Origin of the sequence: Corynebacterium sp. HMSC064H12 (assembly GCF_001809925.1) — a bacterium.
Lineage (GTDB): Bacteria > Actinomycetota > Actinomycetes > Mycobacteriales > Mycobacteriaceae > Corynebacterium > Corynebacterium jeikeium_D.
Map to the genome: position 1 here is coordinate 102,609 of NZ_KV799323.1, position 24,132 is coordinate 126,740.

The 24,132-nt window shown below is 59.1% G+C and carries 21 protein-coding genes; 10 read left to right on the top strand and 11 right to left on the bottom strand.

All coding sequences use genetic code 11. The features are described 5' to 3' along the window. Positions 1-55: 55 nt before the first annotated feature. On the bottom strand, positions 56-1,099 hold the full coding sequence (locus HMPREF2681_RS01070; protein WP_070545797.1) for a C40 family peptidase: 1,044 nt from the start codon (positions 1,097-1,099) through the stop codon (positions 56-58). After that, entirely contained in the window at positions 1,099-1,419 is a 321-nt protein-coding gene (locus HMPREF2681_RS01075; RefSeq protein WP_070545709.1) for a hypothetical protein, read from the bottom strand. Before HMPREF2681_RS01075 ends, HMPREF2681_RS01070 begins: the two co-directional genes overlap by 1 nt. A 347-nt stretch (positions 1,420-1,766) precedes the next feature. On the opposite strand from HMPREF2681_RS01075, the gene upp reads away from it, so the two are divergent. Beyond that, the gene (gene upp / locus HMPREF2681_RS01080; protein ID WP_049171962.1) at positions 1,767-2,402 is read left to right on the top strand and encodes a uracil phosphoribosyltransferase; all 636 of its coding nucleotides are present in this window, start codon (positions 1,767-1,769) and stop codon (positions 2,400-2,402) included. 9 nt (positions 2,403-2,411) lie between these two features. On the opposite strand, the gene HMPREF2681_RS11000 is transcribed toward upp, so the two are convergent. Next, a complete protein-coding gene (locus HMPREF2681_RS11000) occupies positions 2,412-3,095 on the bottom strand; it encodes a hypothetical protein (RefSeq protein ID WP_141746264.1) in 684 nt (227 codons plus the stop codon). A gap of 196 nt (positions 3,096-3,291) precedes the next feature. Here HMPREF2681_RS11000 and HMPREF2681_RS01095 point away from each other — a divergent pair, with 196 nt between their 5' ends. Beyond that, positions 3,292-4,518: a M20 family metallopeptidase gene (locus HMPREF2681_RS01095; protein WP_070545714.1), complete on the top strand. Its 1,227-nt coding sequence runs from the start codon at positions 3,292-3,294 to the stop codon at positions 4,516-4,518. A 75-nt stretch (positions 4,519-4,593) separates the two neighbouring features. After that, the gene (locus tag HMPREF2681_RS01100) at positions 4,594-6,003 is read left to right on the top strand and encodes an NAD(P)H-quinone dehydrogenase (protein ID WP_038627803.1); all 1,410 of its coding nucleotides are present in this window, start codon (positions 4,594-4,596) and stop codon (positions 6,001-6,003) included. 122 nt (positions 6,004-6,125) lie between these two features. On the opposite strand, the gene HMPREF2681_RS01105 is transcribed toward HMPREF2681_RS01100, so the two are convergent. From HMPREF2681_RS01105 to pgi, 5 genes are all read right to left on the bottom strand, one after another. Beyond that, the gene (locus tag HMPREF2681_RS01105; RefSeq protein ID WP_038627805.1) at positions 6,126-6,404 is read right to left on the bottom strand and encodes a mycoredoxin; all 279 of its coding nucleotides are present in this window, start codon (positions 6,402-6,404) and stop codon (positions 6,126-6,128) included. A gap of 139 nt (positions 6,405-6,543) precedes the next feature. Further along, the gene (locus HMPREF2681_RS01110) at positions 6,544-7,074 is read right to left on the bottom strand and encodes a dihydrofolate reductase (RefSeq protein WP_070545717.1); all 531 of its coding nucleotides are present in this window, start codon (positions 7,072-7,074) and stop codon (positions 6,544-6,546) included. A 23-nt stretch (positions 7,075-7,097) separates the two neighbouring features. Continuing rightward, complete coding sequence (locus HMPREF2681_RS01115) at positions 7,098-7,934, bottom strand: thymidylate synthase (protein ID WP_070545720.1); 837 nt, start codon at positions 7,932-7,934, stop codon at positions 7,098-7,100. Between the two features lie 16 nt (positions 7,935-7,950). Further along, positions 7,951-8,706, bottom strand: coding sequence for a 3'(2'),5'-bisphosphate nucleotidase CysQ (locus HMPREF2681_RS01120; protein WP_038627816.1), 756 nt, complete (start codon positions 8,704-8,706; stop codon positions 7,951-7,953). 168 nt (positions 8,707-8,874) lie between these two features. Then, positions 8,875-10,512 carry a glucose-6-phosphate isomerase gene (gene pgi / locus HMPREF2681_RS01125; RefSeq protein ID WP_070545722.1) on the bottom strand — a complete coding sequence of 546 codons (1,638 nt, stop codon included), beginning with the start codon at positions 10,510-10,512 and terminating at the stop codon, positions 8,875-8,877. A 224-nt stretch (positions 10,513-10,736) separates the two neighbouring features. On the opposite strand from pgi, the gene HMPREF2681_RS01130 reads away from it, so the two are divergent. Further along, positions 10,737-12,218, top strand: coding sequence for an NAD-dependent succinate-semialdehyde dehydrogenase (locus tag HMPREF2681_RS01130; protein WP_070545724.1), 1,482 nt, complete (start codon positions 10,737-10,739; stop codon positions 12,216-12,218). A gap of 22 nt (positions 12,219-12,240) precedes the next feature. Here the strand turns inward: HMPREF2681_RS01130 and HMPREF2681_RS01135 are convergent, their stop codons facing one another. Further along, complete coding sequence (locus HMPREF2681_RS01135; RefSeq protein ID WP_005509925.1) at positions 12,241-12,615, bottom strand: chorismate mutase; 375 nt, start codon at positions 12,613-12,615, stop codon at positions 12,241-12,243. A 65-nt stretch (positions 12,616-12,680) separates the two neighbouring features. Here HMPREF2681_RS01135 and HMPREF2681_RS01140 point away from each other — a divergent pair, with 65 nt between their 5' ends. Next, positions 12,681-15,380 (top strand): UvrD-helicase domain-containing protein, encoded by a 2,700-nt coding sequence (locus tag HMPREF2681_RS01140; protein ID WP_070545727.1) that lies wholly within the window; start codon positions 12,681-12,683, stop codon positions 15,378-15,380. A 67-nt stretch (positions 15,381-15,447) separates the two neighbouring features. Here the strand turns inward: HMPREF2681_RS01140 and HMPREF2681_RS01145 are convergent, their stop codons facing one another. Together HMPREF2681_RS01145 and HMPREF2681_RS01150 are read right to left on the bottom strand one after the other, a co-directional pair. Then, complete coding sequence (locus HMPREF2681_RS01145) at positions 15,448-15,939, bottom strand: hotdog fold domain-containing protein (RefSeq protein ID WP_038627827.1); 492 nt, start codon at positions 15,937-15,939, stop codon at positions 15,448-15,450. Positions 15,940-16,091: 152 nt separating this feature from the next. Beyond that, positions 16,092-16,799: a M23 family metallopeptidase gene (locus HMPREF2681_RS01150; RefSeq protein ID WP_016422164.1), complete on the bottom strand. Its 708-nt coding sequence runs from the start codon at positions 16,797-16,799 to the stop codon at positions 16,092-16,094. 535 nt (positions 16,800-17,334) lie between these two features. Between HMPREF2681_RS01150 and HMPREF2681_RS01155 the strand changes: the two genes are divergently transcribed. From HMPREF2681_RS01155 to HMPREF2681_RS01175, 5 genes are all read left to right on the top strand, one after another. Further along, a complete protein-coding gene (locus tag HMPREF2681_RS01155) occupies positions 17,335-19,164 on the top strand; it encodes a cell division protein PerM (protein WP_016422165.1) in 1,830 nt (609 codons plus the stop codon). A 57-nt stretch (positions 19,165-19,221) separates the two neighbouring features. Further along, positions 19,222-19,875 (top strand): phosphoribosylglycinamide formyltransferase, encoded by a 654-nt coding sequence (gene purN / locus HMPREF2681_RS01160; protein WP_016422166.1) that lies wholly within the window; start codon positions 19,222-19,224, stop codon positions 19,873-19,875. Next, on the top strand, positions 19,872-21,419 hold the full coding sequence (gene purH / locus HMPREF2681_RS01165) for a bifunctional phosphoribosylaminoimidazolecarboxamide formyltransferase/IMP cyclohydrolase (RefSeq protein WP_016422167.1): 1,548 nt from the start codon (positions 19,872-19,874) through the stop codon (positions 21,417-21,419). Before purN ends, purH begins: the two co-directional genes overlap by 4 nt. A 199-nt stretch (positions 21,420-21,618) precedes the next feature. Next, entirely contained in the window at positions 21,619-22,212 is a 594-nt protein-coding gene (locus tag HMPREF2681_RS01170) for a TetR/AcrR family transcriptional regulator (protein WP_070545730.1), read from the top strand. Between the two features lie 307 nt (positions 22,213-22,519). After that, positions 22,520-24,100 carry a carboxyl transferase domain-containing protein gene (locus HMPREF2681_RS01175; protein ID WP_049172754.1) on the top strand — a complete coding sequence of 527 codons (1,581 nt, stop codon included), beginning with the start codon at positions 22,520-22,522 and terminating at the stop codon, positions 24,098-24,100. Positions 24,101-24,132 lie beyond the last annotated feature (32 nt).

Here is a 24,132-nt window from a genome sequence, read left to right on the forward strand (position 1 = left end):
TGGCAAGTTTGCGTAGTCCTATCTTAGAAGTTTTACGACGCAGATACCCACCGCACTATCCGGTCGGGCGGTAGAACCCCTTAAACGGCATGCCGATGTTGGTTGTACGCACGGGGTTTACCTGTACCGGATCGCCCGCTTCGACCATCTTTCCGTCGCCGATAACCATGGCGACATGGCCGTCCCACACTGCAAGATCGCCAGGCAGCAGTTCATCCTGGCTCACCTGTCGGCCGACGGCCTGTGCTTCTGCCGTGCGGGGAATATCAACACCAGCTTGCCCGTAGGCCCAGTGCGTCAAGCCTGAGCAATCGAGCGCCTGCCCCGGAGTATTTCCGCCCCAACCATAGGGCGTTCCGACGGCACTGAGTGCAGCCTTCACCGCAGCTTGGGCTTCTGGTGTCGGCGCGCCAGCCCCCGCATCCGCAGGCACCGGCGCGCCGCCCGAATCGGACGACGCCTCCGAACCATCTGCAGCATCGGTAGCGCTGGCCGATCCTGGGGTGTTCGTAGGCGTAGAAGCGAGGGCGGCTTGAGTGGTTGCTGGGGCCTCCAACTGCGCCGGACGGGGTGGGGTAGGGGTGTCCACCGCGGCGCTTGCCTGCTGTATCAGCGACTGCACCAGAGGCCGCAGTTCTTGTTCTAGTTTCATAAGCCGCGCAATGGCCTGTGAGATCGCGGAACTGGCCGCTGAGACTAGGCTGGCACCGGTTGCGGCGAGACCTGCGGGCCCCGCAGCCGTCGCAGTCAGCGAGCCCATGGCGGAAGTAACAAAATCTATGGCAATCCGGGCCAAATCAGTGGCCGCTGACATTACTGCGGCTAGGCCCTTGGCAATGTCACTGTCAATGGTTCCGGCGCGAGCTTCCAAGTCGGCTGCTGCATTTGCAGCCCGTTTGAGGCTTGTTCCCGCGGCTCCTGCCCCGGAACCAGCACCATCGCCCCAGTTGCGGTCAACGGAATCTGCCACTGAGCGCCAGGCAGTACTTGCGGCGGGGATTGCGGCCCCAGCAAGTCCCGCCAGTGCGGGTGCGATGGCAGGACTTAGCTGTTGTGCAATCGCGCTGGGGACCTCCGTAAGCAGATTGGTGGGAAGCATCACGCACCGCCAATCCCGCGAGCTGCAACGGCTCCCATTTTCGGTGAGATGGACTGCAACGCATGTGCGCCTGCATCTTCAGCAGTGGACACCGCAGAGACAAGAGCGTTCAGTGCACGAGCAGCGCTGGTGCCGTACTCATTCAGCTCAGCCACATGCTCATGTTGGCGCTGTAGAGCAGTGGCTGCAGCGTGACAGAAGGGGCCGGCAAACGGGACGTCGCCAAGCGAGTGCAGTGCGCTGATGTCCAAGTCAGTGCCGCCGTCCTGCTGCGACAATGCGTCAAGACGCGCGGCATTGGCAGAAATAAGCTCTGGCACCAGCGTAAAGACTGAGTCATTGCCGCTAGTGGCCGGAGAGAGAAATGATTGGCTGTGGGGACTATGGAGTGATGGACGGGACAAGATTTACGGCCTCTCTAGGAAATTCGCGTGTGGTTAAACACTCAGTGCTGTGGCAGAACGGCTAGCGGGGTTCGGACGGCGGCTGAGTGGCAAGTGGATTTGGTAATAAGCGGGCTTACGCAAATGGAGCGCAGTAAAAAGCCCTCGTATTGTTAGGCGCGAAAAAGGCCGATTCGGTTCCATCTTTTTTGGGGAACACGTTTTCAGAAACTTGCGATGCCGGCACCAGAGCGGCAAAAGCAAAGCAATGTATTTTGGAAGGCATGGAGATTACCGTTGTCAACCATCCCTTGGCACAGTCACGTTTGACCATTCTGCGCGACGCGCGCACTGATAACGCGGGCTTCCGTGCGGCACTCGCCGATCTGGGCGCAATGCTGATTTACGAGGCAAGCCGGGAGCTGCCCGTCGATAACTTCGATGTTCAGACGCCAATCACCACCGCGCCGGGTTACCGTCTGCAGGATCCGCCGATTATTGTTCCCGTCATTCGTGCGGGGCTTGGCATGATTGATCCGTCGCTGTCGATGATTCCGGATGCGCAGGTGGGCTTTATTGGCTTGGCTCGTAATGAGGAAACCCATGAGCCGGTGCCGTACCTCGAGGCGCTGCCGGAGGATTTGTCCGGTCGTACTGTCTTCCTGGTCGACCCAATGCTGGCAACCGGCGGTTCACTGCTGCATGCCCTGAAGCTGTTGGCGGATCGCGGAGCGGACAACATCACGGCCGTGTGCATCATTTCTGCACAGCAGGGTGTCGACGCCTTGAAGGAATCCGGTTTCCCGGTGCGTCTTGTCACCACTGTGGTGGACCCGGATCTTAACGAGGATGCCTACATCGTGCCGGGGCTGGGAGATGCGGGCGACCGCCTCTACGGTCCCCGCAACATTGATCTTTAAGCTGATCTCTTAGGCGGTGCCCCAGGCTTCTGCGGCGTACTTTTTGACGACCTCGTTGTCCTTGGTCACAAGAACTCCGGAGGGGGACATCTGGTACTTGTACGAGCCGTTTTGTGCAACAACGCGGTCGCCCTCATCGACGATGATGTCCATCGATCCGGAACCCTGTGGTGTATCCGAGCGGTAGTACTTCTCGCCGGAGCGTGTCTCACAAGCAGCAGCCTTAATTCCCTGTTCAGCGGCGACAACAGCAAAGGCGCGGTCGCCGCTGTCGCAGCGTGCGGAGCTACCCACGAAGCCCAGGCCGTCCAAGTCAGAGCGCCCAGTGCCGAAGTCCTGTCCCTCTGGAGCTGATGTCGGCTCGGAGCTCGTCGTCGTTGATGATGAAGACGTGGTGCTCGGCGTCGACGACGAGGAAGATGTCGAAGTGCTCGGCGTGCTTGACGACGTCTCGGAGGTCTTCGACGGAGTTGTCGTCGTGGTGGTCGTCTTGCTCGTAGAAGTCGAACTCGTCGAGGACGGCGGTGTCGAACTGGGCGACGTCGGCTGCGAGGAGGAGGGGACCTCCGGACGCTGGGGCTCATCATTATTGTTCAGCGACAGGCCGATGGCGATGCCGATGACAACCACGAGTGCTGTGGCCACGATGATGATGGGGATGCTGAGAGACTTAGGTGTGCCATTGCCGGACATGCCTATTATCATCGCAGACTTCCTCAAAATGTGAAACATCTGATAATTGAAGAGGTCAAAGTTAAAGAAGTGGCTCCTGGTCATGTGTACGTCTGGCGCTGACATTCAAGCGCTTGCCGGCCACTGCTATCGCTGGCGCAGTCGTCGGTAGGCCTCTTGTTACGGCCTGTCGGCGGAGCGCTTACACTGGAGAGTTGTGATTGAGGAGTTTATTAAGCACTGGTGGGCTGAGCACGCGAACGAGATTCTCGAGTGGCGGCGGCATCTTCATGCGCACCCAGAGCTATCTCACATGGAGCACGCCACCACGGCTTTTGTGGAGGAGAAGCTGCGTGCTGCAGGGCTGAAACCAGTGCTGTTTCCCAACACCGGCTTGATGGTTGACATTGGTGAAGCCGAACTCGCCGGTAGTGACGCCGGAGGTGAACTCCCAGGGCGTCTCGCTTTCCGCGGTGACATAGACGCGCTTCCAATTACTGAGACCACGGGGCTGGAGTTTGCCAGCACCAACGATGGCGTCATGCATGCCTGCGGGCATGATTTTCACACCGCGATTACGCTCGCGACGGCATTGGCCATGGCTGAGTACCACGAGAAGCACACGTTGCCTACTCCGCTGCGTTTCATTTTCCAACCGGCAGAGGAAGTCATGGTTGGCGGCGCGCCCGAAGTTATTGCCGCCGGTGCGCTCAATGGGGTTGAACGTATTTTTGCTGTCCACTGTGAGCCGAAACTACGTGTCGGTCACGTTGGCGTTCGAACAGGTGCCATCACCTCTGCAGCTGACACCCTGGAGATTCAGGTGCATGGTCCGGGCGGGCATACCTCCCGTCCGCAGATGACGGCCGATGTTGTCTATGCGCTGGGTAAATTGATTGTAGATTTGCCGGGCTTGCTGTCGCGACGCGTCGATCCTCGTACAGGCACCGTGCTGACGTTCGGCTCCGTTCACTCCGGGTACGCGCACAACGCGATTCCGTCGGAAGGCAGCGTCAGTGGCACCCTGCGCACCGCGGACATCAAGACCTGGCGCGACATCGATCCACTGGTGCGCGAACTGATTGAACAGGTCCTCGCTCCGACCGGCGCCGATTGCACCATCAACTACGAGCGTGGCGTGCCGCCTGTGCTTAACGACGAATACTGCACCGCCCTGATTGCGGAAGCGGTGCGACGAGTGGACGAGAATGCTGTCATTCAGGCCCCACAGTCGTCCGGCGGCGAGGACTTCGGTTGGTATCTCGAGCACGTCCCGGGTGCGATGGCTCGTCTGGGCTGCTGGTCCGGTCGTGGAGACAAGCACGATTTGCACCGAGATGATCTAATCGTGGACGAGCGTTGCCTGGGCGTTGGTGTGAAACTCTTCGCTGGCATCGTCGCACGCTATGAGGATGGCGCGCAGTCAACCATGACTGTCCGTTAGACTATTGGGGCAAAGCGGGGAAAACGCCTCCCGCGGTAGTTACATTGTGATATCCACGGCAACTTTGGAGGATTTGTGGCACAGAGGATCGTAATCATTGGCGGCGGCCCAGCCGGCTACGAAGCAGCGCTGGTTGGCGCCAAGTACGGTGCTGAAGTCACTGTGGTTGAGGATGCCGGTATGGGCGGTTCTTCCGTCCTGTGGGATTGCGTTCCCTCTAAGGCCTTCATCGCGGCGACGGGCGTTCGTACCGATATGCGCCGTGCGGACGAGATGGGTCTTCGCCCGGACTTCTCCCAGCGTAAAATCGACTTCACTGCGGTCAACGAGCGCGTTAAGCGCCTGGCGCAGCAGCAGTCTGACGATGTTCGCGCACAGATGGAGCGCGAGGGCATCAAAATGCTGCAGGGCCGCGGTCGTCTCGATGACCACGACCCGGGCCGTGTAACTCACTACGTCACCGTCGACTTGCTCGAGGGCGGCGAGGTCACTCTTGAAGCCGACCTGGTGCTGGTCTGCACCGGTGCGTCCCCACGTATTCTGCCGGGTGCAATTCCTGATGGTGACCGTATTTTGACCTGGCGTCAGGTTTACGAACTGGAGGAGCTGCCGGAGCACCTCATTGTGGTCGGTTCTGGTGTTACCGGTGCTGAGTTCGTATCCTCGTTCACCGAGTTGGGTGTGAAGGTCACCATGGTCGCTTCGCGTGACCGTATCCTGCCGCACGAGGATGCTGACGCTGCAGATGCCCTGGAGGAGGTCCTGCTGGAGCGCGGTGTGGACGTTGTGAAGAACGCCCGCTGTGATCTTGTCGAACGCACTGAGGACGGCGGCGTTCGCGTCGTCACTTCCGACGGCCGTGAGGTCTTCGGCTCCCACGCGTTGATGACCGTCGGATCGATTCCGAACACTGCGGATATGGGTCTGGACGCAAGTGGTGTGAAAATGACCCCGTCTGGCCACATTCACGTTGACCGTGTTTCCCGCACCAACGTGCCGGGTATCTACGCTGCCGGTGACTGCACCGACTTGTTCCCGCTGGCTTCCGTTGCAGCTATGCAAGGTCGTATTGCGATGTACCACGCCCTCGGTGAAGGTGTTTCGCCAATTCGCCTGCGCACCGTTTCCTCGGCAGTGTTCACCCGCCCGGAGATTGCGACTGTTGGTGTCTCCCAGGCTCAGATTGAGTCCGGTGAGGTCTCCGCTCGTGTTGAGGTTTTCCCGCTGGCAGGTAACCCGCGTGCGAAGATGCGCTCGCTGCGCCACGGCTTCGTCAAGCTGTTCTGCCGTAAGAATTCCGGCATGATTATCGGTGGTGTGGTGGTCGCTCCGACCGCCTCGGAGCTGATTCTGCCAATTGCTGTGTGTGTCTCCAACCAGCTCACCGTCGATGACCTGGCAAGCTCCTTCTCTGTCTACCCGTCGCTGTCTGGCTCGATTACTGAGGCTGCTCGTCAGCTGATGGCACACGACGATCTGGACTAATGCTGGTATCGCGACTGGCAACATGACCGGCCGCACTCGTAATTAAAACAAGCCGAGCCCCGAAAGTGGGGCTCGGCTTTTTGGCTGTGCAATAAGAACGTACCGATGCGCTTATGCTGCGCTTACTTGCTGGAGAGTTCAGCGTACTTAGCGGTGACTTCCTCCACAGACGGATTCGTGGCGTGCTCGCCATCGGAGTACAGCACAGTCGGCACAACGCGGTTGCCGTCATTGACGGACTCAACCCACTTCGAAAGGTCGTCGTGCTTTTCGACGTCCCAAGCCTCAAACGGAGTGCCGTTTTCCTTCAGGCCAGCAATGAGGTTCTGGCAGAAAGGGCACCAGGCCGCAGCGTAAATGGTCACGTGTTCGGTGGTCTGTGGAGTCTTCACATCAGTCATACTTAGTCCAACGCGCGGACCAAGGCCGATATTCCATTGCGCAATACGTCCGCCGGGCAGTAGCCCCACCTCAGAGCCTTGCTCGGCACCCTTCCCAGATGCTCTTCGGAGGCTTTCCTTCCGAGGCTTTTAAAGGAAGCTAATCCTCTAGACGCCGCCACGTGCAGAAGCGGTAGCGTAGGCCGGTCGTTGACGTCTGCCACGGGCCATCCTCGACACGAACCCAGTCGTAGAGGTCGGGAGCCATGACCGGTACCGGGACATTGACATCAGTATCAATGTCGGTGACCACGCATTCGTCGGCAAGCGAAAGTGCATCGCGATAGACACGTCCGCCCCCGATAATCCATGCTGCGGGCTCGTCGGCGACGGCTGCGAGTGCCGCTTCGAGGCTGGCTGCGGATTCAGCGCCGGGGAAATCGGACACGGAGCGCGAAAGGACGATGTTTCGACGACCCGGGAGTGGACGGAACTTGGGATTCAGCGAGTCCCACGTGCGACGCCCCATGATGACTGGTGCGCCCATCGTCGTTGTTTTGAAATGCTGAAGATCTTCAGGCAGATGCCAGGGCATAGTCGCGCCGTCGCCGATAATGCCGGCCCGAGACTGCGCCCAAATCATCCCTACAAACGGGGGCTTTGCGCTGGTGGAAGCGGTGGACTCGTTCATGTCGACACTCACCTTTCGCTGACTTAGACAGCCACCTGACCGCGAATCAGAGGATGCGGGTCGTAGCCGATGACCTCGATGTCCTCGTAAGCGTAGTCGAAAATGCTGTCGGCCTTCCGAAGCTTCAGCGTGGGGTAGGGGCGTGGCTCACGGGAGACCTGCAGTTCGCACTGTTCAATGTGGTTGTCGTAGATGTGGCAATCACCACCGGTCCAGATGAACTCACCAACGTCCAAGCCCGCCTGCTGCGCCATCATGTGCGTCAACAGTGCATAGGAAGCGATGTTAAATGGCACGCCCAGGAACATGTCCGCGCTGCGCTGGTAGAGCTGGCAGCTGAGCTTGCCATCTGCGACGTAGAACTGGAACAGCAGATGGCATGGCGGCAGCGCCATATTGGAAATCTCGGAGACATTCCATGCGCTGACGATGTTGCGGCGGCTATCCGGGTTGGACTTCAAAGTCTCCAGCGCCTGTGCAATCTGGTCGATGTGGTGCCCATCCGGAGTGGGCCAGGAGCGCCACTGCACGCCATAGACCGGGCCGAGGTCGCCGTTGTTGTCTGCCCACTCATCCCAAATAGTCACTCCGCGGTCCTGGAGCCACCGGACGTTCGAATCGCCGCGGAGGAACCACAGCAGCTCGTACACGATGGACTTCAGGTGCACCTTCTTAGTGGTGATCAGTGGGAAGCCCTCGTTCAGATCAAAGCGCAGCTGGCGGCCGAACACTGAGCGAGTGCCCGTGCCAGTGCGGTCTGATTTAGCTGCTCCGTCAGCGAGAATTTCGCGCAGCAAATCCTCGTACGGAGTCTGAATGCCCTGATGAGCCTGTGTTGTGATGTCAGTGGAGTCGGTCATAGCCGCCCTAGCTTACCTACTTCTGCTCTTGATTCTTGAATTCCTTCACCGCTGCCAGAATCTCCTCCGACAGGTCCGGTCGGCAGAACAGCATATCCGGCAGGAAAGTATCGACATTATTGTAGGTCGGCGCGGAGCCGTCTAGGCGGCTGACATGCAAACCGGCGGACTTAGCGACACCAACCGGCGCTGCCGAATCCCACTCGTACTGACCACCGTCGTGGATGTAGGCGTCGTAGTCACCGAGCAGTACGTGCATTGCCTTCGCACCAGCGGAGCCCATCTCTACCAGCTCCATGCCCAGCTTGTCAGCGACGTACTTCGCCACAGCCGGTGGGCGAGTACGCGATACGACAATCTTGCCCGCACGCGGCCCCTGGACAGCCTTGGCCTCACCCGTGTGGAAAACCTGGCCGTGATCCGGCAGACCAACAGCAGCGTGGGTCGGCTGACCGTCCTCTACCAGAGCGACATGAACTGCCCAGTCCTGGCGGCCCGAAGCGAACTCACGCGTGCCATCGAGTGGGTCAATAATCCACACCCGCTTTGAGTCCAGGCGCTCACGGTTATCCGCGGCTTCCTCCGACAGCAGTCCGTCGTCCGGACGGTGCTGCTCCAGTACGCGGGCAATCCACTCCTGTGCCAGTGCGTCGCCGGCATCTCCCAGAATGCGGCCACGCAGCAGGCCTACGTTGCGGACACCCTTGAGAATTTCACTGGCGCCCACGGCAAGTCGATAGGCAAGAACATCATCTTCAATGTAGGCAGACATGACTTAGATACTATTAGCTTTTTCCCAACCCCGCTTTGCGACGGGATGCCGCGCCCCATCCTCACCGCAACCGAGTGGCCATATAAATAACAAAAGTCCGCCCGCAGCGAGAATCAGTTCAAGCCGAGGGCGGACTGTTAGTTATCTAGGCCAGTTGGCCAGAAGACGTTAGCGCTTGTCGCGGTACCAGGTCAGCAGCGCATCGGTGGAGGCATCGCCCGAATCCGGTGCAACTTCACCGGTAACAGCAGGCAGTAGGTCGCCAGCCTGCTGCTTGCCCAGCTCGACGCCCCACTGGTCGAAGGAGTTCAGGCCCCAAACAATGCCCTCGACGAAGGTGATGTGCTCGTAGAGTGCAATCAGCGCACCGACAGCGTCCGGGGTCAGTTCCTCGGCCATGATGGTCGTGGTCGGACGGTTACCTGGCATGACCTTGTGCTCTACGAGTTCCTCGGCAACGCCCTCTGCGCGAATTTCTTCTGCGGTCTTACCGAAGGCCAGCACCTTGGTCTGTGCGAAGAAGTTACTCATCAGTAGGTCGTGCATAGAACCTTCGCCGGAAGCCGTCGGCAGATCCTGGCGTGGACGGGCAAAGCCGATGAAGTCAGCCGGAACTAGGCGAGTTCCCTGGTGAAGGAGCTGGAAGAAAGCGTGCTGGCCGTTCGTTCCCGGCTCACCCCAGAAGATTTCTCCGGTGTTGTAGTCCACCCTCTTGCCGTCGGTACGCACGGACTTACCGTTCGATTCCATGGTGAGCTGCTGAAGGTACGCCGGGAAGCGAGAGAGATCTTCAGAGTAGGGCAGCACGGCATGCGACTGAGCGTCGAGGAAGTTTGAGTACCAGACATTCAGCATGCCCATCAGTACCGGCACGTTCTGCTCCAGCGGAGCGTTGAGGAAGTGCTCATCCATTGCGCGGAAGCCCTGCAGGAAGCGCATGAAGTCCATCGGACCAACGACGGCCATGATGGACAGGCCGATGGCGGAGTCGACGGAGTAGCGGCCGCCGACCCAGTCCCAGAAGCCAAACATGTTCTCAGTGTCGATGCCGAATTCGGCGACCTTTTCGGCATTCGTGGAAACGGCGACGAAGTGCTTGGCGACGGCATCTTCGCTACCCAGCTGCTGGATAAGCCAGCGGCGAGCTGCGTGAGCGTTGGAGAGCGTCTCCTGCGTGGTGAAGGTCTTGGAAGCGACGATAAACAGCGTGGACTCCGGATCGACCTCATCCAGAACCGCATGTAGATCAGATGGGTCAACGTTAGAGACAAAGCGGGCATCAATGCCGGCAGTGGCGTAGGTGCGCAGCGCCTTGGTCACCATTGCCGGGCCCAAGTCGGAGCCACCGATGCCGATGTTGACCACAGTCTTAATAGTGTGACCCGTGTATCCCAGCCAGTCTCCACTGCGGAGGCTGCGAGCAAAGTCGCGCATGCGGCCGAGCACCTCATGCACGTCGGCAGCAACATCCTGGTCGCCGACGGTCAGATTTTCCTCTGCTGGCAGGCGCAGCGCTGTGTGCAGCACGGAGCGGTTTTCAGTGGTGTTGATCTTGTCACCGCGGAACATCTTCTCGCGTGCTTCTTCGATGCCAGCGGCGCGAGCGAGCTCAACCAGCTCGGCAAAACCGTCGAGGCACATCAAGTTCTTGGAAAGGTCAACGTGGAGAGTGCCCGCATCGAAAGTCAGCTTCTCAGTGCGGCCATCTTCATTGGCGAAAAGCTCACGCAGCGAGGTGGCGCGAACATTGTCCACGCGCTTAGCCAGCTGAGCCCACTGTTCGGTTGCGGTGATATCTACAGTCATTCCTGCTCCCAGGTGAGTTTTGACGAAATGCACTTTATACCTCCCCAGACTAGTTGCGTTTTGGCGCTCTCGCCGGGCGACAGTATTCGATCAGGCGTGACCACAATCTGCTGGCAGCTCGATTCCGCGGTGCCTATGCTCCGCCTATGCGCCGACCATCCGTCGACTATCCGCCACCTACGAGTCCCTAGCCCGCTTCAGCAAAGGCACCTACCCTGGAAAATATGACTGATTTCACCCCTGATTACGACAACATCCTCAAAGATGTCCCCACAGGCCTTCTCCTCGGCGGCGAGTTCCGTCCCGCGTCGAATGGTGAGACCTTCGATGTCGTTAACCCCGCGACAGATAAGCCGCTGGTCCAGGTCGCCTCCGCCACAGAGGAGGACGCCAGGCAGGCGCTTGACGACGCCGTCGCAGCCCAGAAGGAGTGGAAGGTAACCCCGCCCCGCAAGCGCAGCGAGATTCTTTACCGCGCTTTTGAACTCATCCGTCGGGATGCAGACAAGTTGGCCCAGCTGCAGTCCCTGGAGATGGGCCGTGCGTTGCCGGATTCCAAGGCTGAGGTCGGCTACGGTGGCGAGTTTTTTCGTTGGTTCGCTGAGGAGGCCGTGCGTATCTCCGGCGATTACCGAATTTCTCCGAGCGGAACCTCGCGCGTCGCGGTGATTAAGCAGCCGGTCGGCCCGGCTTTGGCTATTACGCCGTGGAATTTCCCGCTGGCTATGGGTACCCGCAAGATCGCCCCGGCACTCGCCGCCGGCTGCCCGGTCATTATTAAGCCGGCGTCCAAAACTCCGCTGACCATGCTCTACCTGGGCAAACTGCTTATCGAAGCCGGTGTCCCCGCAGGCGTAATCTCCGTGCTGCCAACAGGACACTCAGCCAACGTTTCGGCCCTGCTTTCCGATGACCGCCTGCGCAAGTTCACCTTCACCGGTTCCACCGAAGTTGGCCAGATGCTCGCTGCGAAGGCCGCGGAAACTTCGATGAAAGTTTCCCTTGAGCTCGGCGGGAATGCTCCGTTTGTCATTCTCTCTGATGGTGATGTTGATAAGGCTGTGCAGGCAGTCAGTGACGCCAAGCTCCGCAATGGCGGCCAGGTGTGTATCGCCCCGAATCGCTTTATTGTTCATGAATCCAAGAAGGATGCGTTCGTCGAGGGCGTCGTCAAGCGTTTTGCGGAACTGAAGTTGGGCGAGGGCACCGACCCTGCGACGGACCTTGGGCCACTCGCGCTGCGCGATCAACAGGAAAAGGTTCGTGATCTGGTTGATGATGCGATCAAGCGCGGTGCGAAGGTCGAGTGCGGCGGCAAGATTCCAGATCTCGGCGGCGCGCTTTCCGACGGCTACTTCTTCGAGCCCACAGTTCTGACCGATGTGCCCGAGGATGCGGATATTGTCCGCGAAGAGATTTTCGGTCCAGTGGTTGCGGTGACAACCTTCACAGACGACGACCGTGCGATTGAGCAGGCAAATGACACCATCTTTGGCCTGGCTGCGTATGTGTTCAGTGAGAACCTGACCAAGGCGCTTAGTGCGGCAGAGGCGTTGGAGTCCGGCATGGTTGCGGTCAATAAGGGATCGCTGTCGGACCCGTCGGCGCCGTTCGGTGGTGTCAAGCAGTCCGGCCTTGGACGCGAGGGTGGCTTCACCGGTATCGATGAGTTCCTAGAGGAAAAGCTGATTTCCCTGGAAGGCTAGACGGGCGAGTAGCTGGCGAGGGTTAGCCCAGGCGACCGCGTCCCATGCGCAGCAGCGCCGACGCGATTGCCGGGCCCTCTGGGCCAAGTGCGTCGCGGAACTCGTTGATGATCTGCACCTCTCGGCCGTGCACGAGACGTGTGCCGCCAGATCCCAGGCGGGTTTTGCCGACGGCCTTACTGATTGCGGTGCGGCGTTGAATGGCATCGATAATCAGCCCGTCAAGGCGGTTGATTTCCTTGCGGTACTGTTCGATCTCCGCGGAGCTCAACGGGTCATCGGTGCCGGTGGGGGTGCGGACTTCAAAAGGGGATACTGCCGCAGCTTGCTGGCTGTGCTCAGCGCCGTCGGTGTTATCGGTGTGTGCGGCGGGAGTGTCCGCAGGGTTTTCGCTCATAGTTCTTATTGTGCCAAAGGATTCGAACAGTCCAATCCGGGGGCTCGGCTACTGTAGTAGCCATCATGGGAAATGAAACTGGAATGCTGTTCGGGTCCTTCAATGCTGACGATGGCCGCAGTGGCGATAGCCATGCTGGTTCGAACCACGGTGAGTCGGGCGGTGCTACGCCTGGCCGCGGTGGTTTCGGCCACTTCGCCGGCGCTGGTAGCAATAGCACGCCGAGTGGCGCTGCCAGCTTTGGCGGCGGTTTTGGCGGCGGCTTCGAGCCCAGTTTTGATTCAGAGTCGCTGCTAGAGGGGCTTAATCCGCAGCAGTGCCAAGCAGTGGAGCACATTGGTTCACCACTGTTGATTGTGGCTGGAGCTGGTTCGGGAAAGACGTCTGTGCTGACGCGCAGGGTTGCATACCTAATCGGTGCGCGTGGAGTGCTGCCAAGCCAAATTTTGGCTATTACCTTTACCAATAAGGCCGCTGCCGAGATGCGCGAGCGTGTGGCCGGTCTGGTCGGTGACCAGGCGCAGCGTATGTGGGTGTCCACGTTCCACTCCATGTGTGTGCGCATCCTGCGCATGCAGCATGCGCTAGTACCGGGGCTTAATTCCAATTTCTCTATTTATGATTCGGACGACTCCCGGCGTTTGCTGTCCATGATCGCTAAGGACATGGACCTGGATGCCAAGAAGTTCACCGGCCGCGTGCTCTCGTCGCGTATCTCCAATCTCAAGAATGAGTTGATTGACCCGGAGAAGGCCATCGCGGATGCCTCGACGACGCGCAATCCTTTTGATGACGTCGTTGCACGGGTTTACCTGGAGTACCAGACCAGGCTGCGGGCAGCTAATGCCGTGGATTTTGACGATCTAATCGGTGAGGTCGTTCGGATCTTCACCAATCATCCGCAGGTTGCAGAGTATTACCGTCGTCGCTTCCGGCATGTGTTGGTGGACGAGTACCAGGACACCAACCATGCGCAGTATGTTTTGGTCTCGACGCTCGTCGGCAAGCCCGGTGGAGATGTGCCTCCGAGCGAGCTGTGTGTGGTGGGCGATTCGGACCAGTCCATTTATGCCTTCCGTGGTGCGACTATTCGCAATATTGAGGAGTTTGAGAAGGACTATCCGGAGGCCACGTCGATTCTGCTGGAGCAAAACTATCGCTCGACGCAGACGATTCTGTCGGCGGCCAATGCGTTGATTGCGCGCAATGAGAATCGCCGGGAGAAGAAGCTGTGGACCGATCTCGGTGAGGGCGGCAAGATCAAGGGCTACGTGGCGGACAATGAGCACGATGAGGCTCGGTTTATCGCTAACGAGATTGAGCAATTGGTCGATTACGGACCGTACTCGTACTCGGATGTGGCGATTTTCTACCGCACCAATAATTCCTCCCGTGCTCTAGAGGATGTCTTCATTCGTATGGGCGTGCCGTACACGGTGGTTGGTGGCACCAGGTTCTATGAGCGTAAGGAAGTACGCGATATTGTCGCCTACCTGCGCGTTATTGAGAACTTCGACGATGATGTTTCGCTGCGTCGCATTATCAATACGCCGCGGCGTGGAATCGGTGACCGTGCGGTGGCGCATGTGTCGCTCTATGCCGAAGACGAGCGGTGCTCGTTTGGCACGGCGCTACGTGCCGTAGCTGAGGGCAAGGTTCCGGCGGTGGCGGCGCGGAGTCGAAACGCGATGGCGGCGTTCGTCGAGATGATTGATGCTCTGGCGGCGGATATGGCATCCGGTGAACTGGCCGATATCGGTGACTTGGTCAACGCGATTATTGACCGCAGTGGATACAAGTCGGAGCTCGAGCGCTCCAATGATCCGCAAGATGCCACGCGCCTGGACAACCTCAATGAGCTCGTCAGCGTTGCGCGGGAGTTCTCTGCAGAGGCGCGGATGATGTCGTCGGTGGATATTAGCGCTGATGTAAATCAAGGCTCTGGCGCTGCAGCTGATGCTGAAAGCGGTGCTGATGCCAGTGGCGAGTCCGCGGTGGAATCGGAGATCGCGAATGACCTCGCGCGTGATTTCACGGCCGACTTCGACAACGATGGGGAAGCGGAGCCGGGAAGTCTGCAGGCGTTCCTCGAGCGAGTTTCTCTGGTGGCCGATGCGGATCAGATTCCGGATGATGACACCGGTGTAGTGACGTTGATGACGCTACATACGGCTAAGGGCCTGGAGTTTCCGGTGGTATTTCTCATTGGCTGGGAAGACGGACTGTTCCCGCACCTGCGCGCCCTGGGCGATCCGAAGGAGCTGGCTGAAGAGCGACGTCTGGCCTATGTGGGTATTACCCGAGCTCGCAAGCAGCTGTATCTCACGCGCGCTGTGACTCGGTCCTCGTGGGGTTCGCCGCAGAATAATCCGCCTTCACGTTTCCTGGGGGAAGTCCCAAGCGACCTGATCGATTGGCTGCGCGAGGCTCCGGCTCGCAGCTGGGGCGCCGGTTCTGGTGGTTTTGGTTCTGGTGGCTACGGCGCGGGCAGCGCGTTTGGTCGTGGCCATGGTGCCTCGTCGGGCTTCGGTTCCAGCTCGGGCTTCGGCTCTGGTGGATCCTCTAACTCTGGTGCGTCATCCCGAAAGAAGAATCAGGTCTTGCACCTAGAGCCCGGTGACAAGGTTGTTCACGACAAGTACGGCTTAGGCACTGTGCTTGAGGTCCAAGGGGCCGCGCCCCGGGCAACTGCGATGATTGACTTTGGATCCGCAGGTAAGGTCCGCATGATGCTTATCGGCGGCGTGCCCATGGAGAAGTTGTAAAAGAACAACCACCGCCCGACTGGCCGTCCCTACCCGCGGCCGTGCACGTGCCACTATCGCGTGGAGGCTACTTAGGCTTCTTCGCTGTCACCCAGCAGTTGATGGTGGCATCTTGTACTTCGGTGCCGTTGGCATCGGTCAGCACGATGTGGACGGGAAAATCTACCCCACCAGTCTCCGGTGTGATGGTGGAGAAGTCCGGCAACTCAGCCTTGGCCACAGCCGTCAGGCCACCAACGGAGATGCGCTTGTAGTTCGTCGTCATGCCCTTTGGAACCCAGCGATGCGTTGTCGGTACGCTGGCCTCACAGAGCATGCCCATCGCGAATTCAGCGAGGTTACACGCAGCAATCGCATGCACGGACTTAATGTGATTACGCACGCCCCACCAAGCGGGCATGCGCGCTACCGCCAGTCCAGGCTGCATCGTCTCTAGCTTGGGACAGATTGTGCGGAAATATGGCGCCGTCAATGCGGCGGTTAAGGAAAATAGACGCTTGCCGACGACTGGAGTCGCAGCCAACTTCTTCCACATGCGGAATGTTTGAGTCTCTGCCATGTGTCAAGAGTAAAGCCCCAGTACCGGCGGCGATGCCGGTTTCTGAAAAATTTAATCAGGGGAGGCTTGCAGCCGCGGTCAAACAGGGGCCGGTGCACAGGTAGGGCCTTCGCAGAGCGGCCAGGCTTGCTCGTACCTGTGCCGATACCTGATTAGTTCAGGTTCAGACCACGCTGGATGAACCAGGTCACCGGGTCGACCGGAGTGGTGCCATCCGGGTGGATCTCGAAGTGGAGGTGCGTACCGGTGGAGAAGCCGCGGTTGCCCATACCGGCGATGACCTGACCAGCTCGGACAGCTTCTCCGACAGCAACGTAGATGGACTCGATGTGGCCGTAGACGGAAACAGAGCCGTCGTCATGGCGAACGCGAATCCACTGGCCGTAGCCCTGAGCCGGGCCTGCATCGATAACAGTGCCGTCCATGACGGACATGATTGGGGTGTTGGTGACGTTAGCCAGGTCGACACCGTAGTGGAAGGTTCCCCAGCGTGAGCCGAACGGTGAGGTCAGCAGCCCCACGGTCGGGATGGAGAGTTTCGGAGCGCGGGCAGCCTGGTCGCGAGCAACGCGCTCCTGGTTGTACTGCAACGCCGTAGCGAGGTGGTCGCTGAGGTTAGTGCTCGGATTGAAGGAGCTGGAGGCCAGCACCATCGGAGCGTTGTTCTTCGGCTGAGCAGCGCGGGTCTGAGTCGAAGCTGAGTTCTCCGGAGCCTTATTCTCGGTCTCAGCTGCGTGGGCGACCGCGTTGGAGGAAGCGATCGTCGATGCGGACAGTGCGACCAGTGCTGCGCGAGAAGTTGCGGAAACCTCTACCTTGCGGTGCTTTCCGCCTCCGCGACGAGCATTGAAAAACGTCACTTCAATCTCCCTGCCAACGAAACTCTTTGTAACCCAACTGTTATCTAACTTCTGCGATAATAACGGTTCGATATAGGGCAAGCAACTTGTTTTTAGAGAACTTGTTCGCTGATTCGTCAGTTTCAGTTCAATAGGGCCGTGCTGTGGCCGTGGGGCTGTTGTCTTGTATCACGGATCCGGTGAAGCGCAACCGGTGTGTTGCCAGGGGATTTATGGCGGATGCCCCTTAATCGAGGGGCTGGGTAGGGGGGATCGGCAAGTAGTTTCCGGGTGAACTAAGGGTGTGGTCGCGGGGGTGGCAAAAAGTAACCCATCGGCGTTGACAAATGGAAACCAAAGGTGAAGCCACTTTTGGGGGGGAGGGGGCAAAAGGAGATTGGACTCAACGGATACCGTCCGTCCTGGGATCCGTACCTTCAAATTAGACTCTGCAATGCCTAAACAAAGAGGCGTTGTATGTATGGCACTATATGGCCATGGCTGTGACGCACCCTTGCGTGGCACCCTATCTATATAGGTGGGCAATCAGCTGTCAATGATTAGACGCGGGAAGGACGATGTCACTGTGAAAGGCGCGGATTCGCGGAGAGGTTCCTCCGGTAGCGATCGAAATCGGCGAAGCCGCACCGGTGCCGGTGGCAGCGGCGGGGGTTCCCGTAGCGTCCGCAGCGAGCGCACTGCCCGCGCATGGCAGAATACGCAGGCCGGTCAGACTGGCGGTGCGCGCAGCGTCGGTGCCGACAGCAATCGAGCCGCCACGACGAAGATGAAAGCGGGGGGCTCCGGAACGTCGTCACGCAAGGGGCGTCCCTCGGGGTTCCGTCGTTTCATTAACTCGCCTCGTACACGCCGGTTTGGGCTGTCTGTTGCCGGTTCTTACGGCGTCGTATTGCTGTTCATCATCTCGGTAGCTCTGATTGGCGTCATCGTCAGTGGCGCTGGAATGTCTCCGCTTCCAGCGAGTATCGCGTCGATGTGGATGATCTTTAACCTCGCACCGTTCCGCTTTAACGGCACGACGCTGGGGCTCACACCAGCACTGCCCGCGGTGCTGATGGTGTTGTTCATCGCCTGGCGTGTACGCCGCGAAGTCGCTGACCGCATCAGCATCAAGGATGTCCGCGCGTTGGTCGGCGCGTATCTGGGCACGCCCATTGTTCTCACCATCATCGCGTGGCTCATGCTTTACGACGCGTCGAAGGTGTTTCCCCGCGTTCAGACCCCTAGTTTCGGCCTTGCGATTGCAGCCGCGCTGCTTGTAAATCTCGTGGCCTTGGTGCTGGGAATGGGGCAGCGGTTGCTGCGTGCACTACTGCTGCGCCGGAAGCTGCCGGAGTGGTTGCTCGGGTCGGCCCGTCTGGCGGGCAGCTACGTGGCATGGCTGTGGCTGGCCGGTGTTGTGGTGACACTCGTTTCGCTGATTTGGCATCGAGAGTTGCTGGCAGAGACATTTGCAATCACGGATACCGTCGGTGAAAGTGTTGCGGTCAGCGGCCTCTCGCTGCTGTACCTGCCAAATGTGGCCTTCGGTGCTGTCGGTGTGCTGGTGGGCGGAAAATCGACGTTTGGGCCAGCGGAGGCTGGGCTGTTCGCAGTGCACCCGGCTCAGCTGCCACCGCTGCCGATTTTGGCTGCCATGCCTCAGTCGCTGGTGCACTGGGCTTTCGGAGTGCTGATTGTGCTACCGCCAGCCGTTGCGGCTTGGCGCGTCGTGGCATTCCTGAAGAAATCTGCACCGAAGCAGCCCTACCTGGTCGTCGTTCTCGCTGCCGTGTGGTCGATCATCTTCCTCATGGGGCTGGCTTGGCTGCTCGGCGGTGAGGTTGGCATCTTTGGGTGGGCCGGTGCCTCCTGGTGGCTGACTGGACTGCTCGGCTCGATGTGGCTGGTTGTTCCGGGGGCCATCGTGGTTGTTGCGATGACCGGTGTGCCGTCACTTGGTAGGGACAAGGGAGTCTCGGAAGTGGCCGCCGAGAAGTTCCCGCCGAAGCCTGCGGGAGATGGAAACGGTCATGCTGAGGCTGAGGATGCCGGCGACGCCGATAAGTCCGACAATGACGGGAGCGGTTCGGAGGAGTCGGAGGAGATTGTCGACGGGGAAGTCGTAGCGACCTCCGAAGATGAAGCGACCTCCGAAGACGAAGCCGAGTCCGACACAGAGGAGGAATCAGAGTCCGGTGCTGAGTCTGAAGACACTTCAGAAGACGCTGAGGAATCGGACGACTCTGAAGAGGATTCAGAAAGCGCCGCAGGCGGAGAAGCATCGGGCGAAGTAGATGCGACCGACGAGGACGAATCCGATGAGGACACCGAAGACTCGGAGGAAGGCGGCGACGGGGAACCGTCGTCAAGCCAAAAGAGCTAAGCCAACTTAGGGGGAGCGGAATTTGGGGTCTCTGCCGGGCTGGGTAAGCTAAACGCCGTGACTGAAGCACAGCCCGTCGCAGAAATTTCGCACAATAATTCCTCCAGCAAGCAGCTCCGCATCGTAGTCCTGGCCTCTGGCCTGGGCTCCCTTTTGCAGTCGATGCTGGAACTGCTGGACGCTGAAAAGGTTCAGATTGTCGCGGTTGGTTCGGACAAGGATTGTCCGGCGCTGGAGAGGGCTCAAAACCTCAATATCCCAACTTTTCGGGTGCCTTTCGATGCTGAGGCAAAGAAGGACCGAGAAGGTTGGGATATTCGTGTTTTAGAGGCCGTGAACAGTTTTTCGCCGGATATCGTTGTCTCGGCGGGTTTCATGCGCATTCTGGGGCCATCATTTGTGGAGGCCTACAGCAATCGCATCATTAATACGCACCCAGCGCTGCTGCCGTCCTTCCCAGGGGCGCGTGCGGTACCGGATGCACTTGACTACGGGGTGAAGGTCACCGGCACGACCGTGCATATCGTTGATAATGGAGTGGACACCGGGCCGATTCTGGCGCAACAGCCAGTGGCCGTCGAGGACGACGACACGGTGGAGACCCTGCACGAACGAATCAAGGTTGTCGAACGCCGACTCCTGGTTGATGTATTGCACTCGATTGCCGATCACGGAATTGAGCGTGACGGACGAAAGGCTTATCTGAAATGACCAACGACAACACGCAGCGTAAACCGATCAAGCGCGCTCTGATTAGCGTCTACGACAAGACTGGGCTCGAGGAGCTGGCTCGCGACCTGCACGAGGCTGGCGTGGAAATCGTTTCCACCGGTTCCACGGCTGGCAAGATTGCTGCAGCTGGCGTGCCTGTGACCCCGGTTGAGGATCTCACTGGTTTCCCGGAGTGCCTCGAGGGCCGCGTGAAGACGCTGCACCCGCGTGTTCACGCCGGCATTCTGGCTGATACCCGCAAGGAAGACCACCTGGCTCAGCTGAAGGAGCTCGGTGTGGAGGCTTTCCAGCTCGTTGTCGTTAACCTGTACCCGTTCCGGGAGACCGTTGCCTCGGGCGCTTCCTACGACGAATGCGTGGAGCAGATCGACATTGGAGGCCCGTCGATGGTTCGCGCTGCGGCGAAGAACCACCCGTCGGTTGCCATCGTCGTCGACCCGGCTCGTTACGGCGATGTCGCTACCGCCGTGAAGGAAGGCGGCTTCACCCTCGAGCAGCGCCGTGAGTTCGCTCGCGACGCATTCCTGCACACCGCTGATTACGACGCAGCTGTGTCCAACTGGTTTGTTGAGCAGCTCGGTGGCGCTGAGGGATCCACTCCGACTCCGCTGCGCTACGGCGAGAACTCTCACCAGTCGGCAACTCTGACCCGCATTGGTACCAAGGGGCTGGCAAACGCCAAGCAGCTGAACGGCAAGGAGATGTCGTACAACAACTACCAGGATGCCGACGCCGCATGGCGTGCCGCCTGGGATCACGAGCGCCCGTGTGTGGCAATCATCAAGCACGCTAACCCGTGCGGCATCGCAGTCTCGGATGAGTCCATCGCCGCAGCTCACCGCGCAGCTCACGCATGTGACCCGATGTCCGCATTCGGCGGTGTCATTGCCGTCAACCGCGAGGTCTCCGTTGAGATGGCCGAACAGGTCAAGGACATCTTCACCGAGGTCATCGTCGCTCCGTCCTACGAAGACGGTGCCGTTGAGGTGCTGAAGGCCAAGAAGAATCTGCGTATTCTCGTCGCCGAGTACGAAGCACCGACCACCGAGAACAAGTTTATCTCGGGTGGTCTGCTCACCCAGGATCCGGATACTTACCAGGCAGAGGGTGATAAGCCGGAGAACTGGGAGCTGGCCACCGGCGAGGCATTGAATGCTGAAGAGCTGGCTGAGCTCGAGTTTGCATGGCGCTCCGTCCGCGCTGTGAAGTCCAACGCCATCCTGCTGTCCAAGAACAACGCCACCGTCGGCGTCGGCATGGGCCAGGTCAACCGCGTGGACTCCGCAAAGCTCGCCGTTGAGCGCGCAAATACGCTTGCCGACGGAGAAAACCGTACTCAGGGGGCCTACGCTGCGTCCGATGCCTTCTTCCCGTTCGCTGACGGTCTGCAGGTCCTGATTGATGCCGGTGTGAAGGCAGTTGTCCAGCCAGGTGGTTCCATCCGTGACGAAGAGGTCATAGCTGCTGCCAAGGAAGCTGGCGTCACCATGTACATGACAGGTACTCGTCACTTCTTCCACTAATTCCTTACTGGATTAGGGGCTAACCGCCGCGGTGCTAACTGTCACCTCGGCGGTTTTTCTCTACCCGGACGTGTGGGGACCTGTGGGCGAGGATGTGTGTCTGTTGTCGAGCCGTGGTCTATGTGAACACACGCTGAGGGCAGGCGCTGGTGATAATTATGCAGACGAAATGGCTCCAATGCGTTTAACATAAGGGCTTATGTCACGTAGAACCGAAGCGCGACGGCGTGGAGAAGCAGAGATTCTCTCCGCTGCTGCTGCGATCCTGGCCGACCGAGGGTTTCATCAGACTCGGTTGGAGGATGTTGGCTCCGCTGTCGGCATTTCTGGCCCAGCTCTTTACCGTTACTTCAGCGGCAAGGAAGAGCTGTTGGCGCAGATCCTCATCGATATTTCTATCCGACTTGTCGATGGTGCGCGAGCAGTTCTCGATCGAGCAAAGAGCAATGATTGGGAGCCAGAGGAGACTCTTCGGGGCCTCCTTGCGCATCACGTGCATTTTGCAGTCACGGAGCCCGATCGCATTCGTGTCCAAGAGCGCGAAGGGGGAAATCTGGCGCCAGAGCAGAGCGCAAAAGTGCGTTCCTTGCAGCGTCTTTACATGGTCTTATGGGTGGACGCTCTGCGTGAACTACAGCCCGAACTCACCTCCGACGAGGCGCAGCTTAAAGTCCAGCTCACCGCTGGGTTGATTAACTCTTCCAGGCATGTGCTCAAATGGGCGGGCCCCGAGGCGACAAGGGAAAATGCCTTTGAGATGGCCCTCGCTGCGCTGGGCATTAACAACCAATAATCCGTATTCATTCTTCTGCCGTCTGGCCTCACTGTGCTCAGCAGTGTGAGGTCAGGCGGCTTTGTTGTGCGGTGCAGGGCGCTCACATTCAGTTGAATTCACCCCCGAAACAGATTTCTAGGGGAAACATAAATCTCTATTGGAAACATGTTGCGACCTCAGGGAGAGGTGTGTATTTCAAGCTGCATAAAAGACTTCCGGGGGTGAAAGTGTGGTCTAAGAAACAAAATTTGTTGTGAGGTGACTGGGGTCACATTAATCTTTTCGTCAAGAAAGTTAATAGTCATTAACGGAAAGTATTTCGCCCATGACTCACGCTCCAGCATTGACCAACCGACAGCGCCACGAAGAGCTCGTCGCAGAGCTCAAAGAGCTGCTTAGCACAACAGCACGCGGTGGTTCCGAACGTGCCCGTGCTCGCCATATTTCCCGCGGTAAGCTGCTGCCACGTCAGCGCATCAACCAACTGCTTGACCCCGGCAGCCCTTTCCTTGAGGTCGCACCGCTAGCGGCCCACGAAATGTATGGCGGCAAGGTTCCGGCTGCTGGCGTCATCGCCGGCATTGGCATCATCGAAGGTCGTCGCTGCCTGGTTGTAGCCAATGACGCAACCGTTTCCGGCGGAACGTACTACCCGTTGACTGTCAAGAAGCACCTGCGCGCACAGGAGATTGCCAGCCTTAACCACTTGCCGTGCATTTACCTGGTCGACTCCGGCGGGGCCATGCTTCTCAACCAGGATGAAGTTTTCCCTGATCGCGATCATTTCGGTCGCATTTTCTACAACCAGGCCAACCTTTCCGCTCGCGGGATTCCGCAGATTGCCGCCGTGATGGGATCCTGTACCGCCGGTGGCGCCTATGTGCCGGCGATGAGCGATGAAGCGGTCATTGTGAAAAACCAGGGCACCATCTTCCTGGCAGGCCCGCCACTGGTTAAGGCTGCAACTGGTGAAGATGTCACACCAGAGGAACTCGGTGGCGGCGAACTGCACTCCAAGACCTCCGGCGTTACTGACCACCTCGCGGTTAACGATGCCGACGCACTGCGTCGTGTCCGCGATATCGTCGCAACGCTCCCCAAGGACCCGGAAGTTCCGTGGGACACAGAATCCACCGTCTCGCCGACTCGCAACCAGACCGATCTTTACGATGTCGTCCCCGTCGATGCCAAAGTGCCTTACGACGTTCACGAGGTTATTGAAATTATTGTGGATGGAGGTCAATACCAGGAGTTTAAGGCCGAATTTGGTACGACCCTGGTCACTGCTTTCGCCCGCATCCACGGCCACCGCGTCGGCATTATCGCCAACAACGGCATTCTCTTCGCGGAATCTGCGCAGAAGGGCGCGCACTTCATCGAGCTGTGTGATCAGCGCGGCATCCCACTGGTATTCCTGCAGAACACCACGGGCTTCATGGTTGGTCGCGAATACGAGGCCGGCGGTATCGCAAAGCACGGCGCCAAGATGGTCAACGCCGTGGCTACCACCCGCGTGCCCAAGTTCACCGTAGTCATCGGTGGTGCCTTCGGCGCCGGCAACTACTCCATGTGCGGTCGCGCATATTCGCCGCGCTTCCTCTGGATGTGGCCGAATGCTCGCATTTCCGTCATGGGCGGTCCACAGGCGGCGATGACGCTGTCGACGGTTCGTCGCAACCAGATTGAACGCTCAGGTGAGAGCTGGTCGCAGGAAGAGCAGGAGGAGTTTGAAGCTCCGATCCGTGAGCAGTTTGAGCGCCAGTCGCACTGCTATTACTCATCGGCTCGCCTGTGGGATGACGGTGTCATCGATCCCGCAGATACCCGCCGAATTCTTGGCATGGCCCTCGATGTGGCAAGTGGCGCGCCCCTGGATGAACAGGGCTTCGGCGTCTTCCGCATGTAGTAACCAGCTAAAAACTCTCGACACCGCATTTT

What these genes read in the sequence shown, in the direction of transcription:
- purH (WP_016422167.1), top strand. Translation starts at nt 19,872, where the DNA reads ATGACCAACGACAACACGCAGCGTAAACCGATCAAGCGCGCTCTGATT.
- HMPREF2681_RS01070 (WP_070545797.1), bottom strand. Translation starts at nt 1,099, where the DNA reads ATGCTTCCCACCAATCTGCTTACGGAGGTCCCCAGCGCGATTGCACAA.
- HMPREF2681_RS01140 (WP_070545727.1), top strand. Translation starts at nt 12,681, where the DNA reads ATGGGAAATGAAACTGGAATGCTGTTCGGGTCCTTCAATGCTGACGAT.
- HMPREF2681_RS01170 (WP_070545730.1), top strand. Translation starts at nt 21,619, where the DNA reads ATGTCACGTAGAACCGAAGCGCGACGGCGTGGAGAAGCAGAGATTCTC.
- HMPREF2681_RS01175 (WP_049172754.1), top strand. Translation starts at nt 22,520, where the DNA reads ATGACTCACGCTCCAGCATTGACCAACCGACAGCGCCACGAAGAGCTC.
- HMPREF2681_RS01145 (WP_038627827.1), bottom strand. Translation starts at nt 15,939, where the DNA reads ATGGCAGAGACTCAAACATTCCGCATGTGGAAGAAGTTGGCTGCGACT.
- upp (WP_049171962.1), top strand. Translation starts at nt 1,767, where the DNA reads ATGGAGATTACCGTTGTCAACCATCCCTTGGCACAGTCACGTTTGACC.
- HMPREF2681_RS01110 (WP_070545717.1), bottom strand. Translation starts at nt 7,074, where the DNA reads ATGAACGAGTCCACCGCTTCCACCAGCGCAAAGCCCCCGTTTGTAGGG.
- HMPREF2681_RS01120 (WP_038627816.1), bottom strand. Translation starts at nt 8,706, where the DNA reads ATGTCTGCCTACATTGAAGATGATGTTCTTGCCTATCGACTTGCCGTG.
- HMPREF2681_RS01130 (WP_070545724.1), top strand. Translation starts at nt 10,737, where the DNA reads ATGACTGATTTCACCCCTGATTACGACAACATCCTCAAAGATGTCCCC.
- HMPREF2681_RS01115 (WP_070545720.1), bottom strand. Translation starts at nt 7,934, where the DNA reads ATGACCGACTCCACTGACATCACAACACAGGCTCATCAGGGCATTCAG.
- HMPREF2681_RS01105 (WP_038627805.1), bottom strand. Translation starts at nt 6,404, where the DNA reads ATGACTGATGTGAAGACTCCACAGACCACCGAACACGTGACCATTTAC.
- HMPREF2681_RS11000 (WP_141746264.1), bottom strand. Translation starts at nt 3,095, where the DNA reads ATGTCCGGCAATGGCACACCTAAGTCTCTCAGCATCCCCATCATCATC.
- HMPREF2681_RS01155 (WP_016422165.1), top strand. Translation starts at nt 17,335, where the DNA reads ATGATTAGACGCGGGAAGGACGATGTCACTGTGAAAGGCGCGGATTCG.
- HMPREF2681_RS01135 (WP_005509925.1), bottom strand. Translation starts at nt 12,615, where the DNA reads ATGAGCGAAAACCCTGCGGACACTCCCGCCGCACACACCGATAACACC.
- pgi (WP_070545722.1), bottom strand. Translation starts at nt 10,512, where the DNA reads ATGACTGTAGATATCACCGCAACCGAACAGTGGGCTCAGCTGGCTAAG.